22 protein-coding genes are annotated in these 23,787 nt (G+C 54.6%); 4 read left to right on the forward strand and 18 right to left on the reverse strand.

Annotation, left to right across the window (positions count from 1 at the left end):
• Positions 1-18: 18 nt before the first annotated feature.
• From rpsO to N7326_RS01485, 3 genes are all read right to left on the reverse strand, one after another.
• Entirely contained in the window at positions 19-288 is a 270-nt protein-coding gene (gene rpsO / locus N7326_RS01475; protein WP_259076371.1) for a 30S ribosomal protein S15, read from the reverse strand.
• A gap of 134 nt (positions 289-422) precedes the next feature.
• The gene (locus N7326_RS01480; protein WP_259157692.1) at positions 423-1,382 is read right to left on the reverse strand and encodes a nucleoside hydrolase; all 960 of its coding nucleotides are present in this window, start codon (positions 1,380-1,382) and stop codon (positions 423-425) included.
• Positions 1,383-1,417: 35 nt separating this feature from the next.
• Positions 1,418-2,386, reverse strand: a complete 969-nt coding sequence (locus tag N7326_RS01485) for a bifunctional riboflavin kinase/FAD synthetase (RefSeq protein ID WP_259076367.1) — start codon at positions 2,384-2,386, stop codon at positions 1,418-1,420.
• Positions 2,387-2,445: 59 nt separating this feature from the next.
• Here N7326_RS01485 and truB point away from each other — a divergent pair, with 59 nt between their 5' ends.
• Positions 2,446-3,363 (forward strand): tRNA pseudouridine(55) synthase TruB, encoded by a 918-nt coding sequence (gene truB / locus N7326_RS01490; protein WP_259157690.1) that lies wholly within the window; start codon positions 2,446-2,448, stop codon positions 3,361-3,363.
• Here truB and N7326_RS01495 read toward each other — a convergent pair.
• From N7326_RS01495 to rimP, 8 genes are all read right to left on the reverse strand, one after another.
• Complete coding sequence (locus N7326_RS01495; protein ID WP_259157687.1) at positions 3,360-4,028, reverse strand: 4'-phosphopantetheinyl transferase family protein; 669 nt, start codon at positions 4,026-4,028, stop codon at positions 3,360-3,362. The two genes, truB and N7326_RS01495, sit on opposite strands and share 4 nt — an antisense overlap.
• Positions 4,029-4,031: 3 nt before the next feature.
• Complete coding sequence (locus N7326_RS01500; RefSeq protein ID WP_259076349.1) at positions 4,032-4,829, reverse strand: metallophosphoesterase family protein; 798 nt, start codon at positions 4,827-4,829, stop codon at positions 4,032-4,034.
• Between the two features lie 40 nt (positions 4,830-4,869).
• Complete coding sequence (locus N7326_RS01505) at positions 4,870-6,234, reverse strand: MATE family efflux transporter (RefSeq protein WP_259076347.1); 1,365 nt, start codon at positions 6,232-6,234, stop codon at positions 4,870-4,872.
• A 26-nt stretch (positions 6,235-6,260) separates the two neighbouring features.
• Complete coding sequence (gene rbfA / locus N7326_RS01510; RefSeq protein WP_259076344.1) at positions 6,261-6,686, reverse strand: 30S ribosome-binding factor RbfA; 426 nt, start codon at positions 6,684-6,686, stop codon at positions 6,261-6,263.
• Positions 6,687-6,873: 187 nt separating this feature from the next.
• Entirely contained in the window at positions 6,874-9,777 is a 2,904-nt protein-coding gene (gene infB / locus N7326_RS01515) for a translation initiation factor IF-2 (RefSeq protein ID WP_259289252.1), read from the reverse strand.
• A 121-nt stretch (positions 9,778-9,898) separates the two neighbouring features.
• Positions 9,899-10,255: a YlxR family protein gene (locus tag N7326_RS01520; RefSeq protein ID WP_259076340.1), complete on the reverse strand. Its 357-nt coding sequence runs from the start codon at positions 10,253-10,255 to the stop codon at positions 9,899-9,901.
• Positions 10,256-10,549: 294 nt separating this feature from the next.
• The gene (nusA, locus tag N7326_RS01525; RefSeq protein WP_259076339.1) at positions 10,550-11,548 is read right to left on the reverse strand and encodes a transcription termination factor NusA; all 999 of its coding nucleotides are present in this window, start codon (positions 11,546-11,548) and stop codon (positions 10,550-10,552) included.
• A gap of 48 nt (positions 11,549-11,596) precedes the next feature.
• Positions 11,597-12,136, reverse strand: a complete 540-nt coding sequence (rimP, locus tag N7326_RS01530) for a ribosome maturation factor RimP (RefSeq protein ID WP_259076337.1) — start codon at positions 12,134-12,136, stop codon at positions 11,597-11,599.
• Between the two features lie 28 nt (positions 12,137-12,164).
• On the opposite strand from rimP, the gene N7326_RS01535 reads away from it, so the two are divergent.
• Positions 12,165-13,007, forward strand: coding sequence for a DUF4439 domain-containing protein (locus N7326_RS01535; protein WP_263088040.1), 843 nt, complete (start codon positions 12,165-12,167; stop codon positions 13,005-13,007).
• Between the two features lie 59 nt (positions 13,008-13,066).
• On the opposite strand, the gene N7326_RS01540 is transcribed toward N7326_RS01535, so the two are convergent.
• From N7326_RS01540 to N7326_RS01550, 3 genes are all read right to left on the reverse strand, one after another.
• A complete protein-coding gene (locus tag N7326_RS01540; protein WP_263088041.1) occupies positions 13,067-14,824 on the reverse strand; it encodes a proline--tRNA ligase in 1,758 nt (585 codons plus the stop codon).
• Positions 14,825-14,835: 11 nt separating this feature from the next.
• Entirely contained in the window at positions 14,836-15,549 is a 714-nt protein-coding gene (locus N7326_RS01545; protein WP_263088042.1) for a copper homeostasis protein CutC, read from the reverse strand.
• An 87-nt stretch (positions 15,550-15,636) separates the two neighbouring features.
• On the reverse strand, positions 15,637-17,859 hold the full coding sequence (locus N7326_RS01550; RefSeq protein WP_263088043.1) for an acyltransferase family protein: 2,223 nt from the start codon (positions 17,857-17,859) through the stop codon (positions 15,637-15,639).
• Between the two features lie 214 nt (positions 17,860-18,073).
• Here N7326_RS01550 and yaaA point away from each other — a divergent pair, with 214 nt between their 5' ends.
• The gene (gene yaaA, locus N7326_RS01555) at positions 18,074-18,838 is read left to right on the forward strand and encodes a peroxide stress protein YaaA (protein ID WP_259076322.1); all 765 of its coding nucleotides are present in this window, start codon (positions 18,074-18,076) and stop codon (positions 18,836-18,838) included.
• A gap of 2 nt (positions 18,839-18,840) precedes the next feature.
• Here the strand turns inward: yaaA and cobA are convergent, their stop codons facing one another.
• Entirely contained in the window at positions 18,841-19,578 is a 738-nt protein-coding gene (gene cobA / locus N7326_RS01560; protein WP_259076321.1) for a uroporphyrinogen-III C-methyltransferase, read from the reverse strand.
• A gap of 35 nt (positions 19,579-19,613) precedes the next feature.
• On the opposite strand from cobA, the gene N7326_RS01565 reads away from it, so the two are divergent.
• The gene (locus N7326_RS01565; RefSeq protein ID WP_259157678.1) at positions 19,614-20,984 is read left to right on the forward strand and encodes a protein adenylyltransferase SelO family protein; all 1,371 of its coding nucleotides are present in this window, start codon (positions 19,614-19,616) and stop codon (positions 20,982-20,984) included.
• Here the strand turns inward: N7326_RS01565 and N7326_RS01570 are convergent.
• The 3 genes from N7326_RS01570 to N7326_RS01580 all read right to left on the reverse strand — a co-directional run bounded on the left by N7326_RS01570 (position 20,981) and on the right by N7326_RS01580 (position 23,748).
• Positions 20,981-22,369: a cobyrinate a,c-diamide synthase gene (locus tag N7326_RS01570; protein ID WP_259076317.1), complete on the reverse strand. Its 1,389-nt coding sequence runs from the start codon at positions 22,367-22,369 to the stop codon at positions 20,981-20,983. The genes N7326_RS01565 and N7326_RS01570 overlap by 4 nt on opposite strands.
• Entirely contained in the window at positions 22,363-22,983 is a 621-nt protein-coding gene (cobO, locus tag N7326_RS01575) for a cob(I)yrinic acid a,c-diamide adenosyltransferase (protein WP_259076315.1), read from the reverse strand. Before cobO ends, N7326_RS01570 begins: the two co-directional genes overlap by 7 nt.
• A gap of 78 nt (positions 22,984-23,061) precedes the next feature.
• Positions 23,062-23,748 (reverse strand): vWA domain-containing protein, encoded by a 687-nt coding sequence (locus N7326_RS01580; protein WP_259157849.1) that lies wholly within the window; start codon positions 23,746-23,748, stop codon positions 23,062-23,064.
• Positions 23,749-23,787: the final 39 nt, after the last annotated feature.

Consider the following 23,787-nt stretch of genomic DNA (forward strand, 5'->3'; position numbering starts at 1 on the left):
ATTCTTTTTTCTTAGAGCTTAACGACGCAGACCCAAACGAGCGATGAGATCGCGGTAACGGTCAACGTTATTGGCTGCCAGATACTTCAGAAGACCACGACGACGACCCACCATCAAGAGCAGACCACGACGAGAGTGGTGGTCATGTTTGTGGGACTTGAGGTGTTCGGTCAAGGTATTGATGCGGTGAGTGAGCAAGGCAACCTGTGCCTCGGTCGAACCGGTATCAGTCTCGTGCAAACCAAACTCAGCGAGAATGGCCTTCTTCTGCTCTGCATTAAGAGCCATGGGGTTACTCCTTGAAATTTCCAGTCCACATTAAACGTCATCACCGCCTTATAAACGGTGGTTTTTCAAACTGCTGTGAACCACAGTAAGAGAAACTTCAACGACTATAGCACGAGCGTTGACTTTTCGTGCACTTAGCTCGCAGCGAGTGTGGTGTAATGCATAAAGAGCTGCTTAAAACGCTGCACATCCACCCCGAGGGCTACCTTGACATTTTTCCTGTGATTCCCCAAACGTGTGGTGTCGCCCGTGGTCCGCCCACGCAGCGGTTCCGCTGTGTCGACCATGAGGTTCATGTTGTGATAGACAGCAAGATCCGGGTTGAGTGCAATAGCCACAGCAAGCGGATCGTGGAGCCCACACCCACCAAGCGTGGGATCAAATTCGGCATAGGCATCGATATAGTATTCTGCGAGTGCGGTAATAAATTCCGCCCGTGAATTCTCAAGCTCCCGCCAGATCGCGAGATCATCGGGAGTCAATAGCGTTTGTAAGGTGATGTCGAGCCCCACCATGGTGATATCTTCGACTTCACGAAGCACTCGATCAGCGGCCTCGGGATCCTGATGGATATTCGCCTCTGCCCACGGCTTCACGTTGCCCGGTACGGTTAGTGCCCCTCCCATGAAGACAATATGAGCCTTATGTGCAAAGGTGGGATCTTTCGCTATTGCCGTAGCAATGGTGGTCAAGGGCCCGGTGGGAATAATAACGAGATCATCGCCGAAGGTATGCACGGAGGTGATCAGGAAATCTGCGGCATCTCGGTTCTCTCCACTTTTATGCGGTTCAGGGATTATCATATTTGCAATCCCATTTGCCCCATGAATAAACGACGAGATTTCAAGGACTTTAAAATCTGAAGCACCAAGAGCCTTAGGCGGGCCGGCATAGACTTTGATATCGGAGCGTTTAAAAAGTTGCGTCACCGCTAGATTATTGCGCACGCTGGTGGCAATATCGACGTTCCCGTAGGTGGAGGTGATCCCGACGAGTTCGACCTCGGGATGGGCCGCGCAGTAGCCGAGGGTATAAGCGATTGCCAGCGCGTCGTCGATGCCTGTATCGAGGTCAAGAATGATCTTGGTGTACATGTCACTCTCCGATCAGTAAATGTCCTCGCCTAGCCTTATGAGGAATGGTTGAGTATATCTAAGGTATGTGCCACGTCCTTGTCAATGGTGGCAACTAGTTCATCGATGCCGCTGAACGTTTCCATGTCACGAACGAAATCTACGAATTCCACTACCACGGTATGTCCGTACAGATCGGCATCGCGCCCAATAACAAAACTCTCAACACTGCGGCGTTTATCGCCGAATGTGGGGTTGTGGCCCACCGAGATCGCTGCTGGGTAGCGAGTATTATGCTCCATATCCCCATCTATTGGGGCTTCGGAGATCACTCGTAACCATCCGGCATATACGGCGTCTTTTGGCAAGGCTACCGAATCAGGAAAGTACAGGTTGGCGGTGGGATAGCCCAATTCTCTTCCGCCGCGTCCAGCACCGCGGACCACTTCGCCACACACCTCGAACTCGCGACCCAAAGCGTGGTTAGCTAGGCGAATCTCACCGCAACTGAGATACCGACGGATCGAAGTGGAACATATGGTCTCCCCGTCGTCGCCAAGGAGATCCTTAATATAAATCTCAACCCCGTACTTTTTGCCTAAGTCCTGCAATATTTTCGTGGTGCCCTCGGCATTGTGACCAAAGGTGAAGTTTTCACCCACGACTACAGCGCGGGCGTGTAAGGAATTGACGAGAACCTCTGTGAAAAAATCCTCAGGGCTCAATTGCGCTTTGTCTACGCTGAAGGTCATCGCGAGGATGAAGTCTATTCCCTCCTGAGCCGCCAACTCAGCCCGCCTTTCCACGCTAGCTAGCAGCGGAGGCATTCGGTCCGGGCGCAGGATTGCCAGCGGGTGTGGGTCGAAAGTGAGAAGGATACTGGGTACCTCGAGCTCATCTGCTCGTTTAACGGCGGCATCGAGTAGCGTCTTGTGACCTCGGTGCATGCCGTCGAAGACGCCGATACTCACCACACTAGATGTGAGATCTGCCGGTATATTGTCGAGTCCACGCCATATATTCACGCCGCTTAGTTTACGGGAAAATGGGCAAAAGGTGATAGCAGCTCATAGACTTGGGATTTATGACTGACAAGCCCTCTTCCCTACTCGACCGTTCTGGCCTCGTTATCGTGGATAAGCCTGCTGGGCTGAGCTCTCACGATGTAGTGGCGCGCGTCCGTCGCGCCTTTCATACACGCGCAGTCGGTCATGCCGGGACGCTCGACCCGATGGCTACTGGTGTCTTAGTTTTAGGGGTTGAGCGCGGCACTAAATTTTTAGCACATTTAGTCCATGCCACAAAGACTTATGAGGCGATAATCCGCCTTGGATCGGCAACGACCACCGATGATGCCGAAGGTGAGGAAATCTCACGGGCTAGCGCAGCTGAGCTTGCTGAGGTGAGTGTGGAAACGATCAACGCTGCCATCGGACCATTTCGTGGCGATATCATGCAGCGCCCAGCCCGAGTTTCAGCTGTTAAAATCGACGGCAAGAGAGCCTATCAGCGAGTCCGTGATGGCGAGGATATAGAGATTCCTGCTCGGCCAGTAACAATTTTCTCCTACTCTGTCTCAGATATTCGCCCTCACAGCGATCATATTGACGTAGATATTCGGGTGCAGTGCTCTTCAGGGACTTATATCCGTTCTCTGGCACGCGATTTGGGAGAGGCTCTAGGCATCGGCGGTCATCTTATTTATCTGCGCCGTACCGTGCTCGGCCACTTTTCTCTGGAGGACGCTCGAACCCTTGAGGAACTCGAGAAGGCACCACAACTATCCATGAGCCTAGACCAAGCCCTCCCCCATTGCTACCCTGTTCTCGATATTACTGCAGACCAAGCTCGGGATCTGTCGATGGGCAAATGGCTCCAACCAGTGGCGCAGGAGGGGCCATTTGCCGCGGTAGACCCAGATGGCCGAGCTATTGCCCTCGTTAAACAGCAGGGCAAGAGGCTGGCCAGCATCTTCGTGGCACGACCCAACACTTTGAACTAGGCGCTCTCGCTCAGCACCGCAGTTGCCGCAATAATATAGCCATCTGCAATCATCCACCGTCCCTCGATAAAAGGGACGGGGGTGGGCCGGACCAGAAGGTAGGAGACGAAGTTTCCATCTAGGCGAATATCGATTTCGGCCTGTTCGAAACCGAGCCATCGATGGGTCAGTGGGAACCACGCTTTATACGTGGCTTCTTTGGCACAGAACAGCAAGCGATCTGCACACGTGATACCTTGTTTGCGTAATTGCTCGAGTTGGGCGAGTTCCCCTCGCCGGGCAATCGACCCCAGGATCCCCTCTGGTAAATGCTCAGCTATCTCTGCATCGAGTCCCATTGAGCGCACCCGCGATCGTGGTGCCACCACCGCAGCTCGCAGACCGTCGGTATGAGTGAGGGAGCCGGAAACTGCCTCTGGCCATACCGGCATTCCGCGTTCTCCACGCACAATGGGGTGCCCTGATTCGCACCCGAGTGCCCGTAAGGCTTGGTGGGCACAAAAGCGACCGTCGCCGAACTCGGCCTTTCGTTTATCAACCGCATGGTGCACCGCTGCTTGTTCCGTGGGGTGCAATTGCCTGAAATGCCGAAGATCAACGGATTGAGGATCCACTTTGAGGACATGGAAGCGAGCGGACTCAGGGAATAAATTAGCCTCTACCATGCGCTATGATGCCTCCACGACTGGGTAGGGCCACTGTCGACTATTGATAGTGGCTTGCCACTCTCGCGGATAGCCCAAAGAGACCTCGAGGTGATTGATACCCTCCACCTTTAGGCACCCAGGATTGTGGAGGTGACCATACACTACCGCTTCGGCCTGATATCGTTGCGCCCAGGTACGCGTATGACGAGTTCCGCACCAGAGGCCGATCTCTTTATATGTGAGCTGGTTCACCGGCTCTACCACGAGCGGCCAGTGATTAACCAAAATAGTGGGGCCGGAGATTCTACTCAACCGTTTGACCGAGTACGCGAGCCTGTCCCAGCACCACGCGCGAATATCGACAAAGGGAGCTATAGCGAATTCGTCGGTTAGCATAATGCCCTTATCGCGAGCGGCTTGCACTGCTTGCTCGACGCTAAGATCGGGTTGCCTAAAGGAGTAGTCATAGAGCGTAAATAACGGCACAACCGTACGGCCGTGGAATACAGGATACGGATCTTCAGGGGTTAGGACATCAATTTGCCGGCAACGTCGCACTAATTCTTCGTATTTCGCCCGGCCCAGAAAGGTATCGCCGGTGCGCATAAATAACTCGTGGTTGCCTGGTACCCAGATTACTGTGGAAAATGTGCGGCGTAGCTTGCCAAGAATTTTAATGACCACTTCGGTGCGCTCAGCCACATCGCCAGCGACAATCAACCAATCGGACGGATCACGAGCCTTGATGGATTCGATCATCTCCCGGTTGTGCTTAACCGCTCCATGCAAGTCGGCGACCGCCCACAGCGTTTGGGTCATATTCACTCCTTCGAAGTGGGTACGCAGAAGCTGGAACGCACTATCTTTCAGTATAGGTTGCGTAGTTGGAAGCGAGGGCCCGGCTGGCCCATTTCATGGAATAGAAGCGCCCCACAACGCTGAAGAATCGGATCATCATAAAAGCGAGAATCCCCCACCAGACCCCTTGCAGGCCTAAGCCAAAGTAGTTGGCAATCCACACTCCCGGCAGGAATCCGCCGAGGACACCGATAAGCGTCGTAGTTCGCAGGTATGCCGCATCGGCTGCGCCCAATAAAACTCCGTCAAGGGCGAATACCACACCAGCTACGATAATCATAAATACGAGCTGCCACCATGGGCCCGCGATCTCTTTAAGAACCGACTGATCGGTGGTAAACAGAGGAGGAACCATCCGGTAACTGGCTGCGAGCACTGCCGCGAGCAGCACAGAAAATCCCAGAGAATAGAGCAAAATTCGCTGACCTACTTGCCTAGCAGCCTTCAAACTCTGCGCCCCTAACGCTGCACCCACGAGGGTCTGGGCAGCAATAGCCAGAGAATCGAGGAGCAGGCTAAAGAAATTCCACAGTTGAAGAAGTACCTGGTGCGCGCCCAAAGCTTGCGCACTGATGCGTCCAGCTACCGCGGCTGCAGACAAAAAAGCCACCTGGAAGGCGAGAGAACGAACAATGAGATCTCGACCCAGAATTAACTGATCCTTAATGATCCGCGCGTCGGGAGCCCAGCTCCCCTTATGCATAAGCACCAGGGCTCCTACAAACAGACCAGCCATAATGGCTTCGGCAGCCAGAGTCGCCCACGCCGACCCGACGATTCCGTAGCGGTGAACCAATACCAGAATGAGAACCGCGCCTGGACCTAGGCCCAGCAGCGTGAAGATGAGCGGTAGCTTCGTATTTTGAATCCCGCGCAGCCAGCCGTTACCCGCCATGGAACATAGCACCATCGGGATCGCGAAAGAAGTGATTCGCAACCAGGTGGTCGCGAGCTCGCTTACCTCTGAATTAGCGGAGATCCACAGGCTAAACCATGGAGCCCCGAACCACATAATCAGTGCGAGCACGATTCCCACGGCGATCCCCACCCAAGTTGCCTGTACCCCTTCGGCGATAGCGCTGCTTCGATCCCCCGCTCCGAAATATCGTGCAGAACGGGCAGTGGTTCCATAAGAAAGAAAAGTCAGCTGCGTGGTCACAATAGAGAACAACGTCGTTCCTGTTGCTAAAGCCGCTAAGAACTCTCCTCCTCCAAACCGTCCGACTGCTGCAGTATCGAGTAGCAGGAAGAGCGGAGTAGCAATGAGGACGCCAAGGGCTGGAAGCGCCAGCGCGAGAATTGATCGAGCACTAGGCAACTCATACGTATCCGGGTGGGACTGCTCAGTAATCATCGAATTATTCATAGCCTATCGGCTGCGAGCGCCTAGCTCTAGTTCTTGTAGGGATTCTCGTCGCCAGCGGGCCGGGCATTCTTCCGCAACTCCGCCAATTCTGCATCGCGCTCACGAGCCCGCGCTAAGAGATCCTCCATGCGGGCAGAGGTCTCCGGGACGGTATCGAGTTCGAATTTCAGGGTAGGTGTAAAACGCACTGAGAGCGCTTCACCTACTATCTTGCGTAGTGAACCACGAGCTTTTTCCAGCCCTTCAGCGGCTCGTTCGTGGTCTGCTGGCTGGTCGATGCTAGCTCCACGCACGGTGTAGTAGAGAGTCGCATCGTGGAGGTCACCGGTTACTCGAGCGTCGGTGATCGTAACAAATTCCAAACGCGGATCTTTGATCTCCCGTTCGATGGCGGTAGCAACAATTTGTAGGATCCTTTTTGCCAGACGCTGTGCGCGAGAATTATCTGCCATGAAAACTCACTCCTTGAATAATATTTTTTTATCACGAGGTGCGGGGGCGCTCACTTTTCGGTGCACCTGAACCTCTCTTAAATAGTATCGGTTTAGTGCTCAATTAACGATCCGAGGCGAGAAAGCTATATAGCGCAGAAAAATCCCGCTGTGAGAGGGATATTCTTCTCACAGCGGGATAGTCAGCCTATTTATCGCGAGGTACTTCGACCTTCTCGTAGGCTTCGATTATGTCGCCCACCTCGATATTCGGGTAGCTGAGCACCATACCGCACTCATAACCTGCAGCCACCTCGGTCACGTCGTCTTTTTCTCGACGTAACGAGCTGATTGTGGCATCACTGGTTACTACGTTGCCATCTCGGATCAAGCGGATCGATGCACCACGGCGCATCTTGCCATCTTCGACCTTGCAGCCCGCGATAAGGCCGACAGAGGAGGCCTTAAAGATGGCGCGAATTTCAGCGCGTCCGACATCGCGGTCTTCGTAGACCGGCTTGAGCATGCCGCGCAGAGCGGACTCAACTTCCTCAATCGCGCGGTAGATAACCGTGTAGTAGCGGATATCTACACCCTCAGCGTTTGCTTCCTCGGTTGCCTTACCTTCGGAACGCACGTTGAAGGCGATGATGACGGCATCGGAAGCGGCAGCAAGCGATACGTTGGTCTGGGTTACTGCACCCACGCCGCGGTCGATGATATTGAGCTCGACTTCGTCGTCCATATCGATCTGTAGGAGAGCTTCCTCCAAAGCTTCCACCGAACCGGCGTTATCGCCCTTAAGGATGAGGTTGAGCGTGGAGTGCTCGCGCAATACTGCATCCAGATCCTCGAGAGAAACGCGCTTGCGAGTCTTCGCAGCCAATGCGTTGCGCTTGCGGGCATTTCGCTGATTTGCAATCTGGCGAGCGACGCGATCATCCTCAACAACCAGTAGGTTATCACCAGCGCCTGGAACTCCGTTGAGGCCCTGTACCTGGACTGGACGCGATGGACCAGCTTCCTCCACGTCATTGCCGTGCTCGTCGACCATGCGGCGAACACGACCATATGCGTCGCCGGCTACGATCGAATCGCCGACGCGCAGGGTGCCTCGCTGCACAATTACGGTGGCCACCGGGCCACGGCCGCGATCCAGGTGTGCTTCAATAGCAACGCCTTGGGCATCCATCTCGGGGTTAGCACGCAGATCCAATGAAGCATCCGCGGTGAGCAGAACCGATTCGAGGAGGTTATCGATATTGATATTTTCCTTAGCGGAAATATCAACGAACATGGTGTCGCCACCATATTCCTCCGGGATCAGTCCATATTCGGAAAGTTGACCACGGATACGATCAGGAGAAGCCCCCGGCTTATCAATCTTGTTCACAGCCACAACTACCGGCACATCTGCTGCCTTGGCATGGTTGATCGCCTCGATGGTCTGGGGCATCACTCCGTCATCTGCGGCCACCACGAGTACGGCGATATCAGTGGATTTGGCACCACGGGCACGCATGGCGGTGAAGGCCTCGTGTCCTGGCGTATCTAGGAAGGTGATCTTTCGATCGCGGCCCTCGATATCAACCTGAACCTGGTAGGCACCGATCCCCTGGGTGATTCCACCTGCCTCGCCGGAACCGACGTTAGCCTTCCTGATGGTATCCAGTAGTCGAGTTTTACCATGGTCGACGTGGCCCATTACGGTCACAACTGGAGGCCTAAATTCTAGATCGTCTTCGGTTCCGGCGTCTTCGCCAAACTGCAGATCGAAGGTCTCCAGTAGCTCACGATCTTCATCTTCTGGGGAAACGACCTCAACGACGTAGTTCATTTCTTCGCCCAAAAGCTGGAGGGTTTCCTCGGAAACGGAAGCCGTGGCTGTTACCATCTCGCCCAAGTTGAACAGTGCTTGCACCAATGCCGATGCATCGGTATCAATCTTGTCAGCAAAGTCGGAGAGAGAAGCTCCGCGAGCGAGCCGCACGGTAGCGCCAGCGCCATTGGGCAGCGCGACGCCACCAATGACATTTGGCACCTGCATGGACTCGTACTCGTTACGCTTCTGCCGTTTCGACTTGCGTCCGCGGCGAGGGGCGCCACCTGGGCGTCCGAAAGCACCCGCGGTTCCTCCGCGTCGACCACCGCGACCTGCGCCGCCTGGTCGATTCGGTCCAAAGCCGCCGCCCTGATTATTGCCACCTCGGCCACCTCGACCCCCAGAAGCTGCGCGCTCTGGCATAGCTCCTGGTGATGGATGGTTCGGCATCATAGCTGGCGAAGGACGACGTCCTCCTCCTTGACGCTCTTGGTTATTCGGACGATCTTGTCCGCCTGGGCGCTGACGATCACCTTGAGGGCGATTGCCACCCTGACCTCCGCGAGCACCGCGAGCTGGGCGGTCGCCGGTGGATCCTCCTGGGCGCGGACCGGGGCGCCCTCCTGGACGCGGACCTGGTCGGTCTTGGCCTCCGGTAGAGAATGGGTTATTTGCCACTCGACGTGCGCCAGGCTTTGGAGCAGGCTTCGCTTGTGGCTTTGGCATTGTCCCTGGGGTGGGTCCCGCTGGCTTAGCAGCTGGAGCAGGCTTATCAGAGCTTGCACTAGCAGGCTCTGAGAAAGTTGGGCTTGCCGGCTTGGCAGTTTGGGCTGCTGGATTGACAGGCTTCGCTACTTGCTCAGTGGGCTTCGCTTTGGGTGCAGCTGGTTTTGCTTTTTGCTCCACAGGTTTCGCAGGGGTGGCGGCAGGCGCACTTGGCTTGGGAGAAGCCGGTTTTGCAGTCTGAGCTGCTGGCTGAGCGGCTGGAGCGGCTGGCTTTGCGACCTGAGCTGCGGGTTTAGCCGCTTGGGCTGCAGGTTTAGCAGGCTTTGCTGCGGGTTTGGTAGTCTGCTCAGCTTTTTGGGTATCAGCTTGAGGTGTTTCTGCGGCGGCAGGTGCAGCTTCCGCCTGCGCGGCATAATGCGCCTTCATGCGCTTGACTACCGGTGGTTCTATGGTTGAGGAAGCAGTTTTGACAAACTCGCCTTTATCTCTGAGTGTGGCAAGTAACTCCTTGCTGGTGATACCGAGCTGTTTAGCGAGCTCATGTACACGTAATTTTCCGGGCACTTTTCTCCTTGTGTTATGGATAGAAAACAAGCAGATAGCCTGAAGTCCTGGAAAATACCCGCGGAGTACAGCCTATATGCAGTTTTCTAGCCGAATGTCATTGACGTTCATCGCTGATGCTTCATGATGTGCTCATCAGTGTTCGGTCTCTTTCTATTTCCTTGGTGTGTTCGTGGCTCGCCTGAATATGTTGGCGCAACGAACGGGTATCGAGTGGTCCCGACACGCGCAGCGACCGGGTAAACGCCCGCTGTTTTTCCGCTAATTCCACTGCTTCAAGATTTGGGGTAATCCAACATCCACGACCTGGAAGCCGGCGGTGCGGATCGGGCACGAGTGCATCTTTATTCGAACTGAGAACAACGCGCAAAAGCGTGCTGTCATGAGCCCGGGTACGGAAGGCGATACAGGTGCGAATACGGATAGTCGGTGCATTAGCGCCGTCGCCTGGCGACGACTGCATAAAGCTCGAGCTCACGTACTATTCCTTATCTTCGACCTTCACAGGCCACTCGCACTATTGATTCCAATATCAAGTCTGCGTAGTTTAAGCGGTAGCGTTTGATCTTTTCCCGCGCTTAGATATTATCGACATCTTGATAATACTGGCAGTAAAAATGAAACAGCTCTGCGTGACTGCAAATTCCACAATCAACAGGGCCTAAACCCATAGTAGTCGACGGAACAGAAAAAGTTAAGTTCTTTCCCCCTAAGAGACCGTGCATCGCTGTCTATATAGATGTCGGCTCAACACGGTCGTCGGACTAATGATCTATTCCGCGTCGGAGCGAATATCGATTTTCCAGCCAGTCAGGCGAGCGGCCAAACGAGCATTCTGTCCCTCTTTGCCAATAGCTAAGGAGAGCTGATAATCAGGAACTGTCACTTGGGCGATCTGCTGCTCGGGGTCCGTAATAGTAACATTGACTACTTTCGACGGAGCGAGCGCATTTCCTACATAGGTTGCAGGATCGTCGGAAAAGTCGATAATGTCGATTTTCTCCCCTCCCAATTCCTGCATGATATTACTGACTCGTTGTCCACGCGGCCCGATGCATGCACCTTTTGCGTTAAGCCCTTTGACATTAGCTTTCACAGCAACCTTGGAGCGATGGCCTGCTTCGCGCGCAATGGAAACGATCTCTACCGAGGAATCGGCAACTTCAGGGATTTCTAGCTCAAATAGCCGACGCACGAGCTCTGGGTGGGTACGCGAGAGATTAATGCTGAGCGAGCGTTGATTCTGACTAACCCCCACGACAAAGCTCTTGACGCGGTCTCCGTGGCGCAGCTTTTCTCCTGGAATCTGTTCAGCTGGAAGAAGCACGCCGTCTTGGCCGTCCATCTCGGTACCAAGGTGGACCACTACCATGCCGCGCTCGTTGGCCATAGCATCGGCTTGAACGACACCAGTAACAACAGTGCCCTCATAATCCGAATATGCTACATACGCCTGCCGAGCTTCAGCCTCGCGGAGCCTTTTAACGATTGCGTCTCGCACAGCGTGGGCGCCGAGTCGATCGAAGTGGCTTGGGGTATCATCGTATTCCGATTCCACGTTGCCCTCGGCATCGAGGCTGGAGACGATGACCGCGACGGAACCTGTTTGAATATCGATATCCACCCGGGTACGCGTATTGTCCTGTGGAGGGACATCTTTATACTCGCGGTAGGCGAACATCAAAGCGGTGGCAATGGTATCGACCAAGTCTCGCACCGGGATACCTTTTTCCGATTCAATTGCTTTGAGTGCCGCAACATCAATATTCACTTTTAATAAAGTCCCTTCGTGGAGATTAAATCTGACTGTTTTAGCTAACTACACAGTGGCCAGCTCGTCAAAAGACATGGACACAAGCTCGAGTTCGGACTGAGGTGCGTCAGAAAACTCAACTTCCTGGTGTGCGTGCAGGATCTGTTCAATCTCGAAAGCTGCTGCGCGAGCTATCCCTTTTGTACTGCTAATGAGCATGACGTGAGTGTGATCCTCATTCAGGGGACCAACACGAAACCGCTCCTTTTTATCATGGACGACCACCGTCACCAGGCGGCCACGGGCACGGCGCCAGTGACGCGGAAGGGTTAACGGCAGATCCAGACCCGGTGTACCAACTTCGAGGGTATAACCGGCACCAAAGTTGAGCCTCCGGGCCTCCTCCTCGGCATCGAAAAGCGCAGAAATTTCCAACGACAAAGCCTCAAGCTGGTCTGAATGTGGGTGCTCATCAGAGTCAATGGCAATGGCTACGGTGGTTTTCTTGCCAGCGAGAGCAATACGGATATCTTCAATATCTACACCATACTGCGAAGCTAGGGGTTCTAGAGTTATCAGGAGAGTTTCTTTGCTAGGAAAAGCCATAAGGGCGATGGTAGTACAATGACCGACTATGACACGATTTCGCATCTCATTCCTGCCCCTATGCGCTCTCGTCCTCGGTCTTATCCTCGGTGGCTGCGCAGCCCCATCACCCCACCCCACCTTGGCTGGGCTTTACCGGGTCAGCGAGGGGGAGCAACAGCAAGAACTGGGTGCCGAGATCGCCAGGTTGTGCGGTCACCTCAGGGATGGCGAGGTCCCGGCCAGTTGCACTCCCGAGGGAACTGATACATTCCTGACAGAATCCTCGACACAGGATTTTTCCGCCGATACAGCGGGCATCCTCAATATTATCGCTGATATCCCTCAAGAGTCTCTGCCTCTTATCGTTGACCAATATCTCTTCTATGCCACAACAAATGCCGAACCTATTTCCCAAGTAGTGGTTAAGTTGGATATTCCCGCTGCCGCACAACGCAATCCAGACGGTACGGCTCCCCAACAGGAACCAGATCCCGAGACCCACTCTCATAATGCTGCTTTTGCTGATCTCGTTGCGGCCAGGGAAGCGCTACGCCGCGAATACGGTTTTCTCTACGCCCTTGGCATGGCAACTGCATTTGCTGACGATATGCAGGACCAGAGAATAGCGCAGCTGGAAAAAGTCCATCAGCGAATTGCGGATAGTCTGGAGTTCGCCCTCAACGAGGATGCTTTTATCCCGGTGCCAGCGGCCGGATATAGCTTCGATGATCTCGAGCTTCCTTACGATGATAGAAGTGCAGCCGCATTTGTGGACGAGCTAGTTGCAAGTAACGAACGGGACTGGCAAGCCTTCGCTTCCCAGGCGCATCATGCGCCATGGCGCACGACGTCACTGAGCACCTTAGGTTACCTGACGAATCCACAATAGGCACGCAGCAGAAAAGGGCCACGGACGCTAGATAGTCCCGTGGCCCTTGATACTCGAAGTTATGCGGTGACCGTGTCGAGGATAGTAGAGACGATATCAGCGGCGTCGACTTCTACAATGTCGTGACCCCGACGGCGTAGCTCGACCTTGCCTTCACTAAATGAGCGCCCCAGCACCACTACATACGGGATACCGAGGAGCTCCGCATCCTTGAACTTAACTCCTGGGGACACCTTAGTGCGATCGTCGAACAGAACCTCGACACCTTTATGATCTAGTTCTGCAACGAGGCGATCACCGGCAGCTAAGGCTTTTTCGTCCTTATTAGCCACAACAACGTGAACGTGATAAGGGGCCACCTCAAGTGGCCAATTCAGACCTCTGTCATCATGACGCTGCTCAGCCAGGACAGCCATGAGCCGCGATACACCAATTCCGTAGGAACCCATGGTGGGGATGACTCGCTTGCCGTTTTCATCCAAGATCTGCACATCGAAAGCCTCGGTGTACTTCCGCCCCAGCTGGAAAATATGACCGATCTCGATACCACGAGCCAAGGTAAGGGAGCCTTGACCGTCAGGCGCTGGGTCACCTTCGCGTACCTCGGCCGCCTCAATATATCCGTCAATAGTAAAGTCGCGGCCAGCAACAACGTTGTTGGCATGTTTCTCGAAAGCATTGGCACCAGTTAGCCAGGCTGTTCCCTCTGCCACCCGAGGGTCAGCGAGAACTCTAATGCCGTGCTCATTGAGCGCCTGAGGGCCGATATAACCCTTGACAAGGAACGGACGAGCGGCGAAATCCTCCTCAGAGGCCAATTCCACTTCAGCTGGCTCGAAAGAGGCCTCGAGACGCTTCTCATCGACTTCGCGATCACCGGGCAACAAAATACCAATAAGCTCATCGTCCTGGGCGCCCGGCGTGTGCACCTTGACCATGAGGCATTTGAGCGTATCACTAGCGCCACATTCCCGCCCATCGATACTAAGACCACTGCGGCGTGCCCACTCCACCAGGTTGTCTATAGTTTCAGCGCCTGGGGTGTCATGAACCTCGAGAGGAGCTTGGCCGGCGATTTCCCGGGGAGTACCTGGTTGAGTCGTTACAGCCTCGACATTGGCAGCATAGTCTCCCTTCGTGGCACGCACGAAGGTGTCTTCACCATGAGGAGAAATAGCAAGAAATTCCTCCGAAGCCGATCCGCCCATCGCACCCGAGGTTGCTTTACAGATCGCGTATTCAACGCCGAGACGGTCAAAAATATTCTGATAAGCCTGACGGTGGCGAGCATAGGATTCCTCCAGACCAGCGTCAGTCATGTCAAAGGAGTAGGAATCCTTCATAACGAATTCGCGGCCCCTGAGGATACCCGCGCGAGGGCGTTCTTCGTCACGATATTTAATTTGGATTTGATACAGCGTCACAGGGAAGTCTTTATAGGAGTTATAAAGATCCTTAACCTGAGCCGTGAAAAGCTCCTCATGGGTGGGCCCCAATAACATATCTTGACCCTTGCGGTCCTTGAGTCGGAAGAGTGAGTCCCCGTACTCTGTCCAGCGGCCAGTTTGTTCATAAGGGTCGCGCGGAAGGAGTGCTGGAAATAACAATTCTTGGCCACCGATAGCGTCCATCTCTTCGCGAACGATATTTTCGATCTTTTTCAAGGAGCGTAGCCCGAGCGGAAGCCAGGTATACACTCCCGGGGCAGCGCGGCGAATATAGCCGGCGCGCACAAGAAGTTTGTGACTAGGTACTTCAGCATCTGCTGGGTCTTCACGCAGGGTACGTAAGAAGAGTGTGGAAAGACGAGTAATCATGGTTGGTTAGTTTAGCACCAGCTTTGTACCTTACTGACCAAGGCTCTAATAGCTTGCTCATCTGTGACCTGAACTGGTGCTGCTCCCCCACCCGGCCCGGCGGGTCCTCGCTCAACAAATGTCGAAGCTGAACTATGAATGGCGGCTACTCCGGTGGTCGCCAGAGCATCAATATTATCTGGGCGGATGCCTCCTCCAGCCATAATTTCGATCTCCGGTACGTGGGCTACGAGCATCGCCAATTCCTGGGCTCCAGCAGGGGCACTAGATTGTCCACCGGAACTAAGGATGCGCTTGATTCCGAGGTCCTTGATGCTGTGGCAGGCACCTATTCGCGAGGGTACTGTATCGAATACACGGTGCAGGGTCACCTCCGCGCCGTGAGCATGATCGATTAAATAACGCAGCGCAGGTATGTCTAGAGTGCCGTCTGATCGAGCAGCCCCAATAACAACTCCGTCGGCGCCGGCGCTAACGGCCTGTGAAATATCAGTAGCCATCACTTCGATCTCAGCCTCGCTATAAACGAAACCGCCGGGCCGCACCCTGATGAGGACGTGGGTGGATATGATTGTGGAGCACGCCTGGATATTGCCAATGGTGGGAGTAAGCCCACCGGTTGCGGATAGTCCCACGCATAACTCGATGCGGTCGGCTCCTGCGTGGGCAGCCTGGGCTGCTCCTACCGGGTCTTGCACTGCGATTTCAATGGCCGGGTATCTCATAAAGAATCCTCTTTGCTGACGTTAGGAGTCGGGATATTTAGATGCTTCATGTGCAAGTGACACCCTAAGTATATGGCCTAAGTCCAGCTAAACTCCACAACCGGTTGTTGGATTCTTGCGGTGATTGGCCCATTGGGATAGAGCATCGCTGATCGCTTGGCTATATAGCTCGCGACCTTGCTCATTGGGATGAATTCTGTCGGAATAAAGCTTGTCGGGGTTCGCCTGAGCCAGTTGGCACCAGGGAGCAATATAGAGATTCTCATAGGTGTCTTGAGCACGGGCGATACGTTCTTGAGAGATGGGAATCCAGGTGCGCTCGCCATAAGGCATCACCATAATGACCACGCGCTGCTGGCCGATTATATCCATGACCTGTTCCAATGCCTCCTCGCTTAGTGCTCCGTTGGTTCCAAAACCTAGAACGACAAAGGGATCAAGGCGCCCCGCATCAGCTAATGACTGGAGGATACTTGGTGCTGCCACGAGCGACCGCGACACTTCGGCATCGATATACATGCCCGGAAAGTTCTTCTCCAGGGCAGGTACGGACCCGAGCATAACGGAATCTCCCACAGCCGTCATTCGATCCCCTGTGGGAGGAAGCTGCGGTCCATATAAGGGGGTGGCAACGTCTGTTGCCTCTGCAGCTGGAATTGCTGTGATCTCACGCGGCGCTGTCTGATTGTGAGCCAGCCGCTCTAACTGGGATTGAAGTTCAGTTTGTTGCGGAGAGCGCACGATGGCCAGCGCAGCAGCCGCTAAGAGGGTTATAAGCGTTCCCGCCACCACAGCACGAACTCGAGGGTCAGAGCTACGCCATAGGTGCCGATATCCGCGCCGGCGTACGGGGGTTTCCACAAAGACATAACTGAGATGGCTGATAACTAGGCTGGTGATCAGCGCGAGCAGACCAATGACCTCCGAATGCTGTGCCCACATCTGTTGGTGGTTGAGTTCTTGCAGGAGAACAACGATTGGCCAGTGCCATAAGTATAGGGAGAAGGAACGTTCACCGAGCCACCTCAGCACCGAGGTCCCCATCACACGGGAGAGTATTCCTACCTCGGAACTTACTTGCGCCAGAATCAAAACAGTGAACAGTGAGGCTAAAACCAGGCCTCCGCGGTATGTGAAGGCAGCCGTATCGGATACGACAAAGAAGAGAGTCGTTAGTCCGATCACACTGAGCACCCCGACCACAACACCAGGTAAACCAGCTAAGAGGTTTCGGTTGCGAGGCCAGGAATCCGCATGAGGGTCTGCAGAGGTCGAGGTCATGATCAGAGCTAAAAATACCCCCATTAACAGCCCGAAGCTGTGGGTATCCGTTCCGTAATACACGCGGGTGGGATCGGCTGCTGGATCATAGAGAGCGAGCATCGCGGCAAATGATGCAGTGCCAAGTACTAAGACCGTCGCAAGGATCGCACACCCTATTTTCTTAAACATCCTCATAAGGGCCACGAAGATTAGTGGCCAGATGAGATAGAACTGCTCCTCCACGGCAAGCGACCAGTAGTGGGCTAAAATCTGCACCCCTGAATCGGCAAAGTAGCTGGCACTTGCGGCAATTTGAGTCCAGTTGTTGGCAAAAATCAGTGTGCCCGCAAACTGCTCACCTAGTTTGACACTGGGGTCACCACCGACGAGTCCTGCAAGAGCGGTGGTGATGATTAAGACGATAAAAGCTGCCGGGAGGATGCGTCGTGCGCGGCGAATCCAAAATTTCTTTAGGTCAATCCTTCCCAGGACCGAATACTCTCGAACTAAAAGTGAGGTGATCAAGAATCCCGACAGCACAAAAAACATATCCACGCCCATAAACCCCCCGGGCATGGCCGAGCGGAAGAAGTGGTAAAAGACCACTGCCATCACCGCGATTCCGCGCAGCCCATCGATGCCAGGGACTCGACGAATTCGATAGGTCACGGTTTTCTTGGAATCATCGTGCTGCTGGGAGCTGGCTGCCAGGTGGTTGCGGTCCCCCACTCTCTTTGCCACGGGGTGCGGAGCAGGCGGCTCTGGGGTCTTTTTAAGGTTTTCTTCCCCGATCCTTCCACGGCTGCCCTTGGCGATGGCCGCTTCGAGATCGGCCGCGAAATCCGGTCGAACGGGTTTGCGGACAGTTGTTATCGTATGCCCCGTTAGCAACCTCAGCAGTGCTAAAAGGAGGCTAAGCATTAGGTAGCGCACGAGGGCAGCTAAACAAGGGACTGCCCGTATCACTCGCCGCGTGACCGCTGTGATAAAGCGGGTGACGCGACGGTTTGAACCGGATCCCTTGCGATTTAATGGTCCTGCCAACACGTGTCCACTTTGTCCTCGTTACTCGCGCCTATCGCGGACTCACTTAGTCCACGACCGTCCCTCATCCACCGCTATTAAAAAGGAAGGGGCGAAAGGGCCTTACAAAGTAGTCATCTTAACGCATCACCCCAACCTTCAGTATTCACTGCGTTCACGGCCGAAAAATTAGCCGAGCTCCACCTCGGCGGGGATGAGAAGTGTACGGTGAAAAACTATGTTGATCATACTTCCCCCATCCGAGACCAAAGCTCGAGGTGGCAGTGGAGCGCGGCTTTCTTGGGACACTCTCTCTTTCCCCGTGCTCAATCCCATCCGCCGCAGCATCGCCCGGGATCTTGGTGCCCTCCATCCTGATGAGGCTCTGCAGGTACTCAAAATTTCGGAAAACTTGAGAACAGAAGCCGTCTCGAATACACACCTTCTCCACTCCCCGACTATGCCCGCCATTGAACGCTTTCAAGGTGTGCTTTTCGATGCCCTCTCCGCCGATACTTTGCCCGTATTCGCTCGAGAGCGCCTAGCTGTTGGGGATGCACTATTCGGTCTGGTCAAGGCAGATGACCTCATTCCCCACTACCGCTTATCAGCTCATGCGAAGGTGCCTTACCGAGAGGATCGCAATATTTCTCCGGCACCGACGATGAAAAAAAGATGGGGTGCGGCCATCTCAGCGGAACTGGCGAAACTCGATGAACTGATTATAGATATGCGCTCAGGAGCTTATAGACAATTAGGCCCAGACAAACAGGCAATAACTGTTCGAGTTGAAAGCGTCAAGGCTGACGGGAGTCGGTCAGTTGTCAGCCACTTCAATAAGCATTATAAGGGGCTCCTCGCACGAGCGTTGGCTATCACTGACACGGAGCCGACGTGCGTGCAGGATGTATTAAAGACCGCAACTCAGGCCGGCTTCGATGTTGAACACGGTGGCGGGCGGGACATGATCCTTGTAGTTCGCCCCTCACAACCTCATCCCTAAGGCTACAGTCCCGCTACCTCGCCGATCACATATACAGCGGGCGGCTTAATGTGGTGAGTACTGAAGGTCTCGGCGAGGGATTCAAGGGTACAGCGGTACGAACGCTGCTCGCTGGTGGCTCCATTTTCTATAACCGCTGCTGGCATCGTTGGTCGCATCCCAGCATGAATGAGGCGTTCAGCGATTCGGGGAGCATTCTTAACACCCATGATGACCGCCAAAGTTCCCCCAGATTGAGCCAGAGCATCCCAGTCGATCAGACTCTGAGGATGCTCTGGCGGCAGATGTCCAGAGATAACCGTAAAGCTGTGTACAACTCCCCGTTGGGTAATGGGGATTCCTGCGAGAGCAGGAACTGAGATTGCACTTGTCACCCCTGGTACAACCTCGACTGTGAGGCCATGGGCGGAGAGATATTCAAGCTCTTCAAAACCGCGCCCAAAAACATACGGATCTCCTCCCTTGAGGCGAACAACTTTCTTACCAGCGCGAGCGTGCTCGACGAGTAGTTCATTGATCTTTGACTGAGCCACTTGATGACCGTATGGCAGCTTGGACACATCGATAATTTCTTTGCTGTCAACATTGCAGAGTCGGTCGAGTTCTTGGGTGGGGCCGAGGTGATCGACGAGTACTATATCGGCAGCTTGGAGTCTGTTCATTCCGCGAATGGTCATGAGATCCCAGGCGCCCGGCCCTCCACCGAGGAGCACAACTGGGTGGGTCTTGATTTCAGTCATGGTAAATAAGCATAGTCATAGATAAAGTAATCTCCATGCATCTGCATCAGGACTTCGCCGCCGCCCTTCCCGAACTGGTTCATCCCGCCACACCACCTCATTTTCCCAGCTTGCAACAAATTTATTGCAATACCGACGTGGCGACTTCCCTGCTCTTAAATCCGGCTGATCTCAGCGCAGATAGGCTGGCTAGCCTGCTGGAAAATAATTATCCCGCCATGGCTTATGCGGGCCACCAATTCGGTCACTTCTCTCCGCGCTTAGGAGACGGGCGAGCTTTGCTCCTCGGTGAACTCACAAAGGGCGAGGACGTGGTGGATCTTCATCTAAAAGGCAGTGGCCCGACCGTTTTCGCACGCGGAGGTGACGGAAAAATGCCGGTTGATGCAGCGTGGAAGGAAATTATCTACTCCCGAGCACTTACTGGTCTAAAAATTCCCAGCTCTCGCATTCTTGCGGCTTTTACCACGGGTGAAATGATAAAAAGAGAGCAACTGGTACCCGGCGCGCTCATCATTCGAGCAGCCTCAAGTCATATCCGCGTAGGAACTTTTCAATACGCTGCGACGCTGGGAGATAACGTCGTGCAGACCTTGTGTGATTATACGATCGCTCGTCACTATCCTCTCGCCCGCGGGCCCGAGCGTTACCGGGATTTTTTCTCCTCAGTAGTAGAGCGTCAAGCTCAGACGGTGGCGCTGTGGATGCGCCACGGTTTCGTGCACGGAGTGATGAATACTGATAACACCACATTAAGTGGGGAAAGTATTGATTTTGGGCCAGCAGCCTTTAGCGATACCTATAACGATGATGCCTGCTATTCGTCGATTGATACGCATGGACGTTATCGCTACGGTTACCAGCCATCGATTCTTGGCTGGAATTTAGCGCGCCTGGCTGAGTGCCTTGTTCCGTTGGTTGGACTCGAGTGGGCCCAGGAAACCATGGCCACCTTTGGTGAGGTGTATTACCGCCAGTGGCTCAAGTATATGGGTCGTGCGCTCGGGATCTCCCACCTCGAGCGGTCATACCTGGAGAGTACGATCGAGGAGTTTATGGAGTTGATGAAAAATGATCAGCTCGATCGCACGCTCGTCCTTCGAGCACTCAGCGAGCAGCGCGCTCTACCACAGGTGGGCGACCTCGTAGATTCGGGGGCATGGGCGTCTTGGATGGCTAGGTGGCGAAAAATGGATCCAAACTTCGCGGCGATGCTGAAGGTGAACCCCGTTTATATCGCCCGTAATCACCTCGTGGCGGCAAGTAGCGAGGACCCGCGGGTGCGCACCCTCCTCCTTGACGTTTTGGGGGATCCTTTTAGGCGCAGAACTGGGCAAGACTATGCGTTCTTGGAGCAGCTCGCTCCCCGGGACTTTGGACCCTACCACACGGTTTGTGGCACCTAGGAGGTTACTCGTTGGCACGCTTGAATAAAGCGCTGCACCATCTCAGGATAAGCGGCTGGATGAGTGTGTAGATAGGAAGCGTGGACGGTCGCCGTGGTGAAGCCCTCGCTCTTGGTATTACCGTAGTAGTCTTGCCACGCCCATGCGGGGTCGAAGCCCTCGGCGGTTTCCTGATCCACACCGCTGTGGTGAAATTCGTGGCCGGTAATGCGCTGTCCGGCACGGCATAGCAAATTATCGCCCAGTGCCACAGCGCTTCGGTAACCCAAGGTGAGACGCTTTTTCATACTCGCTGATACCGGGATCGCTCCAAGCATATGCCGCTCATCGAGGCGATCGACAAGCCATAAAAGCCCCGCACATTCCCCATGTACTGGCTTTTTCGCGGCGATATGTCTTCTGATATCCTCCCTTAAGCTGTCGCGGGAGGCGAGGATATCGGCATACTCTTCAGGGAAACCTCCTGGGATGATAATTCCCTCGCATGAAGGAAGTTCGTCGACGAGGGGGTCGAATTCCACGACTCGCGCTCCACCAGCCGCCAGCAGCTCACGATGCTCGGCATAGGAAAAATTGAAGGCAGGACCACTAGCAATTGCCACGGTAACAGCATTCCCACGGTCCATGAGGGCAGCGGGGTTCCAGCTGGGGCCGGAATAACTAGTGGAGGCGAGCGCAGCGATGGCATCGGTATCGCAGTAGCGGTCTACTAAATCAGCCATGTGGGCGATGGCTTCGGCCGCCTGGTGACCGTGTTCTGTGGCGGTGACTAGCCCGAGATGTCGTGATGGTACGGCCACCGCATCTTGGCGAGGTATGGCGCCCACCACGGGGATACCTTCGTATTCGACCGCCTGTGTACAAATATCGCGGTGGCGTTCGCTACCAACCATATTAAGGATGACACCTGCAATGCGAACATTTTTATCTACGGTGGCGAAACCACGTACGAGGGCACCTACTGACTGGCTCATACCGCGAATATCAACGACCAGAATAACGGGTAGCCCGAGTAGTCGGGCAATATCGGCTGAGGATCCGAGTCCATCAGGGATACGGCCATCAAACAGTCCCATCACGCCCTCCACGACGGCAATATCGCATCCGCTGGAACCATGTCGATACAATGGCCCTATCAGATCCGCGCCACACATCACCATGTCAAGGTTGCGCCCGGTGCGTCCCGCGGCCAGCCCGTGATAACCAGGATCAATATAGTCAGGACCGACCTTGAAGGGCGCGACGGACAAGCGGGCGCTGAGGGCCGCGATGAGGCCGGTGGTTATGGTCGTTTTTCCTGTCCCAGAGGCGGGGGCAGCGATTAAAATCCCCGGTGTTGTTGGCTCCTGATCCCGGGATCTCTGCGACTGAGCTCTATCTACCATTCGATTCCTTTTTGCCCTTTACGACCAAGGTCCATGGGATGCTTAACCTTGTGCATGTCGGTCACAAGATCGGCGAGTTCAATGAGTCGGGGGTGAGCATTGCGTCCTGTCATAACTATGTGCTGGACACCGGGGCGGTTGGAGAGGGTCGTGATAACATCGTCGATATCGATCCATCCCCAGCTAACGGGATAGGTGAATTCATCGAGCACATAGAAGTCATGGTGTTGATGAGACAGGCGATGCTTAATTTCCTCCCATCCCTCGAGGGCTTGCCGAGCATGGTCAGCCTCGTTTCCTCGCTTTTTCGACCAGGACCATCCTTCTCCCATTTTGTGCCACTCCACTGCGCCCCCGATGCCCTCGTCGAGGTGGAGCTGGCCGAGTTTTTTGAAGACTGATTCTTCGCCGACTCGCCATTTGGCAGATTTGACGAATTGAAAAACTCCGATATTCATGCCTTGGTTCCACGCGCGCATGGCCATGCCAAAGGCAGCGGTGGATTTTCCTTTACCGGTGCCCGTGTGGACCGCCGTGACGGGGAGCATACGACGTTGCCGGGTTGTTAAACCGTCGTCGGGAATTGAAAGTGGGTCTAGTTGTCCGCGGGCCATCTCGGGTGCTCCTTAAAATAATAAGTTGTTACGTTTTCACTTTACGGGCTCTTGGGAAAGCTGGATGGGCAATAGTGTTTAGAATGCGTCAATAATACCTGTAACCGAATCAGCGTTTAATTCATCGACTTTAATGAGTGCTCCGTGTATATTTTCAGCCAATTCACGAGCTAAACCGAGTTGGATACGTCCCGGTTTCTCGCAATCGATCACTATATTTGCCCACGCTTTTCGACGCGCGATGACTTCGCTGATGGTGCGTAGTCGCTGCAAACCATCAGGGCCGGTGGCGCGTCCATCAGAAAGAATCACTAGTATTGCTGGGCGTCCTGGCTCGCGGCGTAATTCCCGCTCGATGAGCTCCGATGCAAGGCTGAGTCCTTCAGCGAGCGGGGTGCGTCCTCCCGTTTTAACATCTGCTAGTCGTTTGAGGGCTATGTCGATGGAGCCGGTGGGTGGTAGGACGATTTTAGGATTCGTGCCTCTCACGCTAATGACAGCGACTTTATCGCGGCGCTGGTAGGCATCTCCCAGGAGGGATGTCACCGCACCTGTTACGGCAGCAAGGCGATCGCGCGCTGCCATTGATCCTGAAGCGTCGACTAAGAAGACAATGAGATTAGATTCCTTTGAGCGCAGGGTTGATCCCACGAGGTCATCGGGGATGAATTCGAGGCGCCCACCATCTATGCGCGCCCCCCGTTCGGCTGCATTGCGAATCGTTGCGACCATATTTACTCCGCGTCCCGTCGCGCTGGCGCGCACCACGGACCCTTCTCTGGTATGGGCTGCTTGCCGTCGTCC

Source organism: Corynebacterium sp. ES2794-CONJ1 (assembly GCF_025660615.1).
Lineage (GTDB): Bacteria > Actinomycetota > Actinomycetes > Mycobacteriales > Mycobacteriaceae > Corynebacterium.

What these genes read in the sequence shown, in the direction of transcription:
- rimP (WP_259076337.1), bottom strand. Translation starts at nt 12,136, where the DNA reads ATGGCTTTTCCTAGCAAAGAAACTCTCCTGATAACTCTAGAACCCCTA.
- cobA (WP_259076321.1), bottom strand. Translation starts at nt 19,578, where the DNA reads ATGACTGAAATCAAGACCCACCCAGTTGTGCTCCTCGGTGGAGGGCCG.
- N7326_RS01565 (WP_259157678.1), top strand. Translation starts at nt 19,614, where the DNA reads ATGCATCTGCATCAGGACTTCGCCGCCGCCCTTCCCGAACTGGTTCAT.
- N7326_RS01505 (WP_259076347.1), bottom strand. Translation starts at nt 6,234, where the DNA reads ATGAATAATTCGATGATTACTGAGCAGTCCCACCCGGATACGTATGAG.
- N7326_RS01480 (WP_259157692.1), bottom strand. Translation starts at nt 1,382, where the DNA reads ATGTACACCAAGATCATTCTTGACCTCGATACAGGCATCGACGACGCG.
- N7326_RS01495 (WP_259157687.1), bottom strand. Translation starts at nt 4,028, where the DNA reads ATGGTAGAGGCTAATTTATTCCCTGAGTCCGCTCGCTTCCATGTCCTC.
- N7326_RS01570 (WP_259076317.1), bottom strand. Translation starts at nt 22,369, where the DNA reads ATGGTAGATAGAGCTCAGTCGCAGAGATCCCGGGATCAGGAGCCAACA.
- yaaA (WP_259076322.1), top strand. Translation starts at nt 18,074, where the DNA reads ATGTTGATCATACTTCCCCCATCCGAGACCAAAGCTCGAGGTGGCAGT.
- rpsO (WP_259076371.1), bottom strand. Translation starts at nt 288, where the DNA reads ATGGCTCTTAATGCAGAGCAGAAGAAGGCCATTCTCGCTGAGTTTGGT.
- N7326_RS01500 (WP_259076349.1), bottom strand. Translation starts at nt 4,829, where the DNA reads ATGACCCAAACGCTGTGGGCGGTCGCCGACTTGCATGGAGCGGTTAAG.
- truB (WP_259157690.1), top strand. Translation starts at nt 2,446, where the DNA reads ATGACTGACAAGCCCTCTTCCCTACTCGACCGTTCTGGCCTCGTTATC.
- N7326_RS01545 (WP_263088042.1), bottom strand. Translation starts at nt 15,549, where the DNA reads ATGAGATACCCGGCCATTGAAATCGCAGTGCAAGACCCGGTAGGAGCA.
- N7326_RS01540 (WP_263088041.1), bottom strand. Translation starts at nt 14,824, where the DNA reads ATGATTACTCGTCTTTCCACACTCTTCTTACGTACCCTGCGTGAAGAC.
- N7326_RS01535 (WP_263088040.1), top strand. Translation starts at nt 12,165, where the DNA reads ATGACACGATTTCGCATCTCATTCCTGCCCCTATGCGCTCTCGTCCTC.
- rbfA (WP_259076344.1), bottom strand. Translation starts at nt 6,686, where the DNA reads ATGGCAGATAATTCTCGCGCACAGCGTCTGGCAAAAAGGATCCTACAA.
- cobO (WP_259076315.1), bottom strand. Translation starts at nt 22,983, where the DNA reads ATGGCCCGCGGACAACTAGACCCACTTTCAATTCCCGACGACGGTTTA.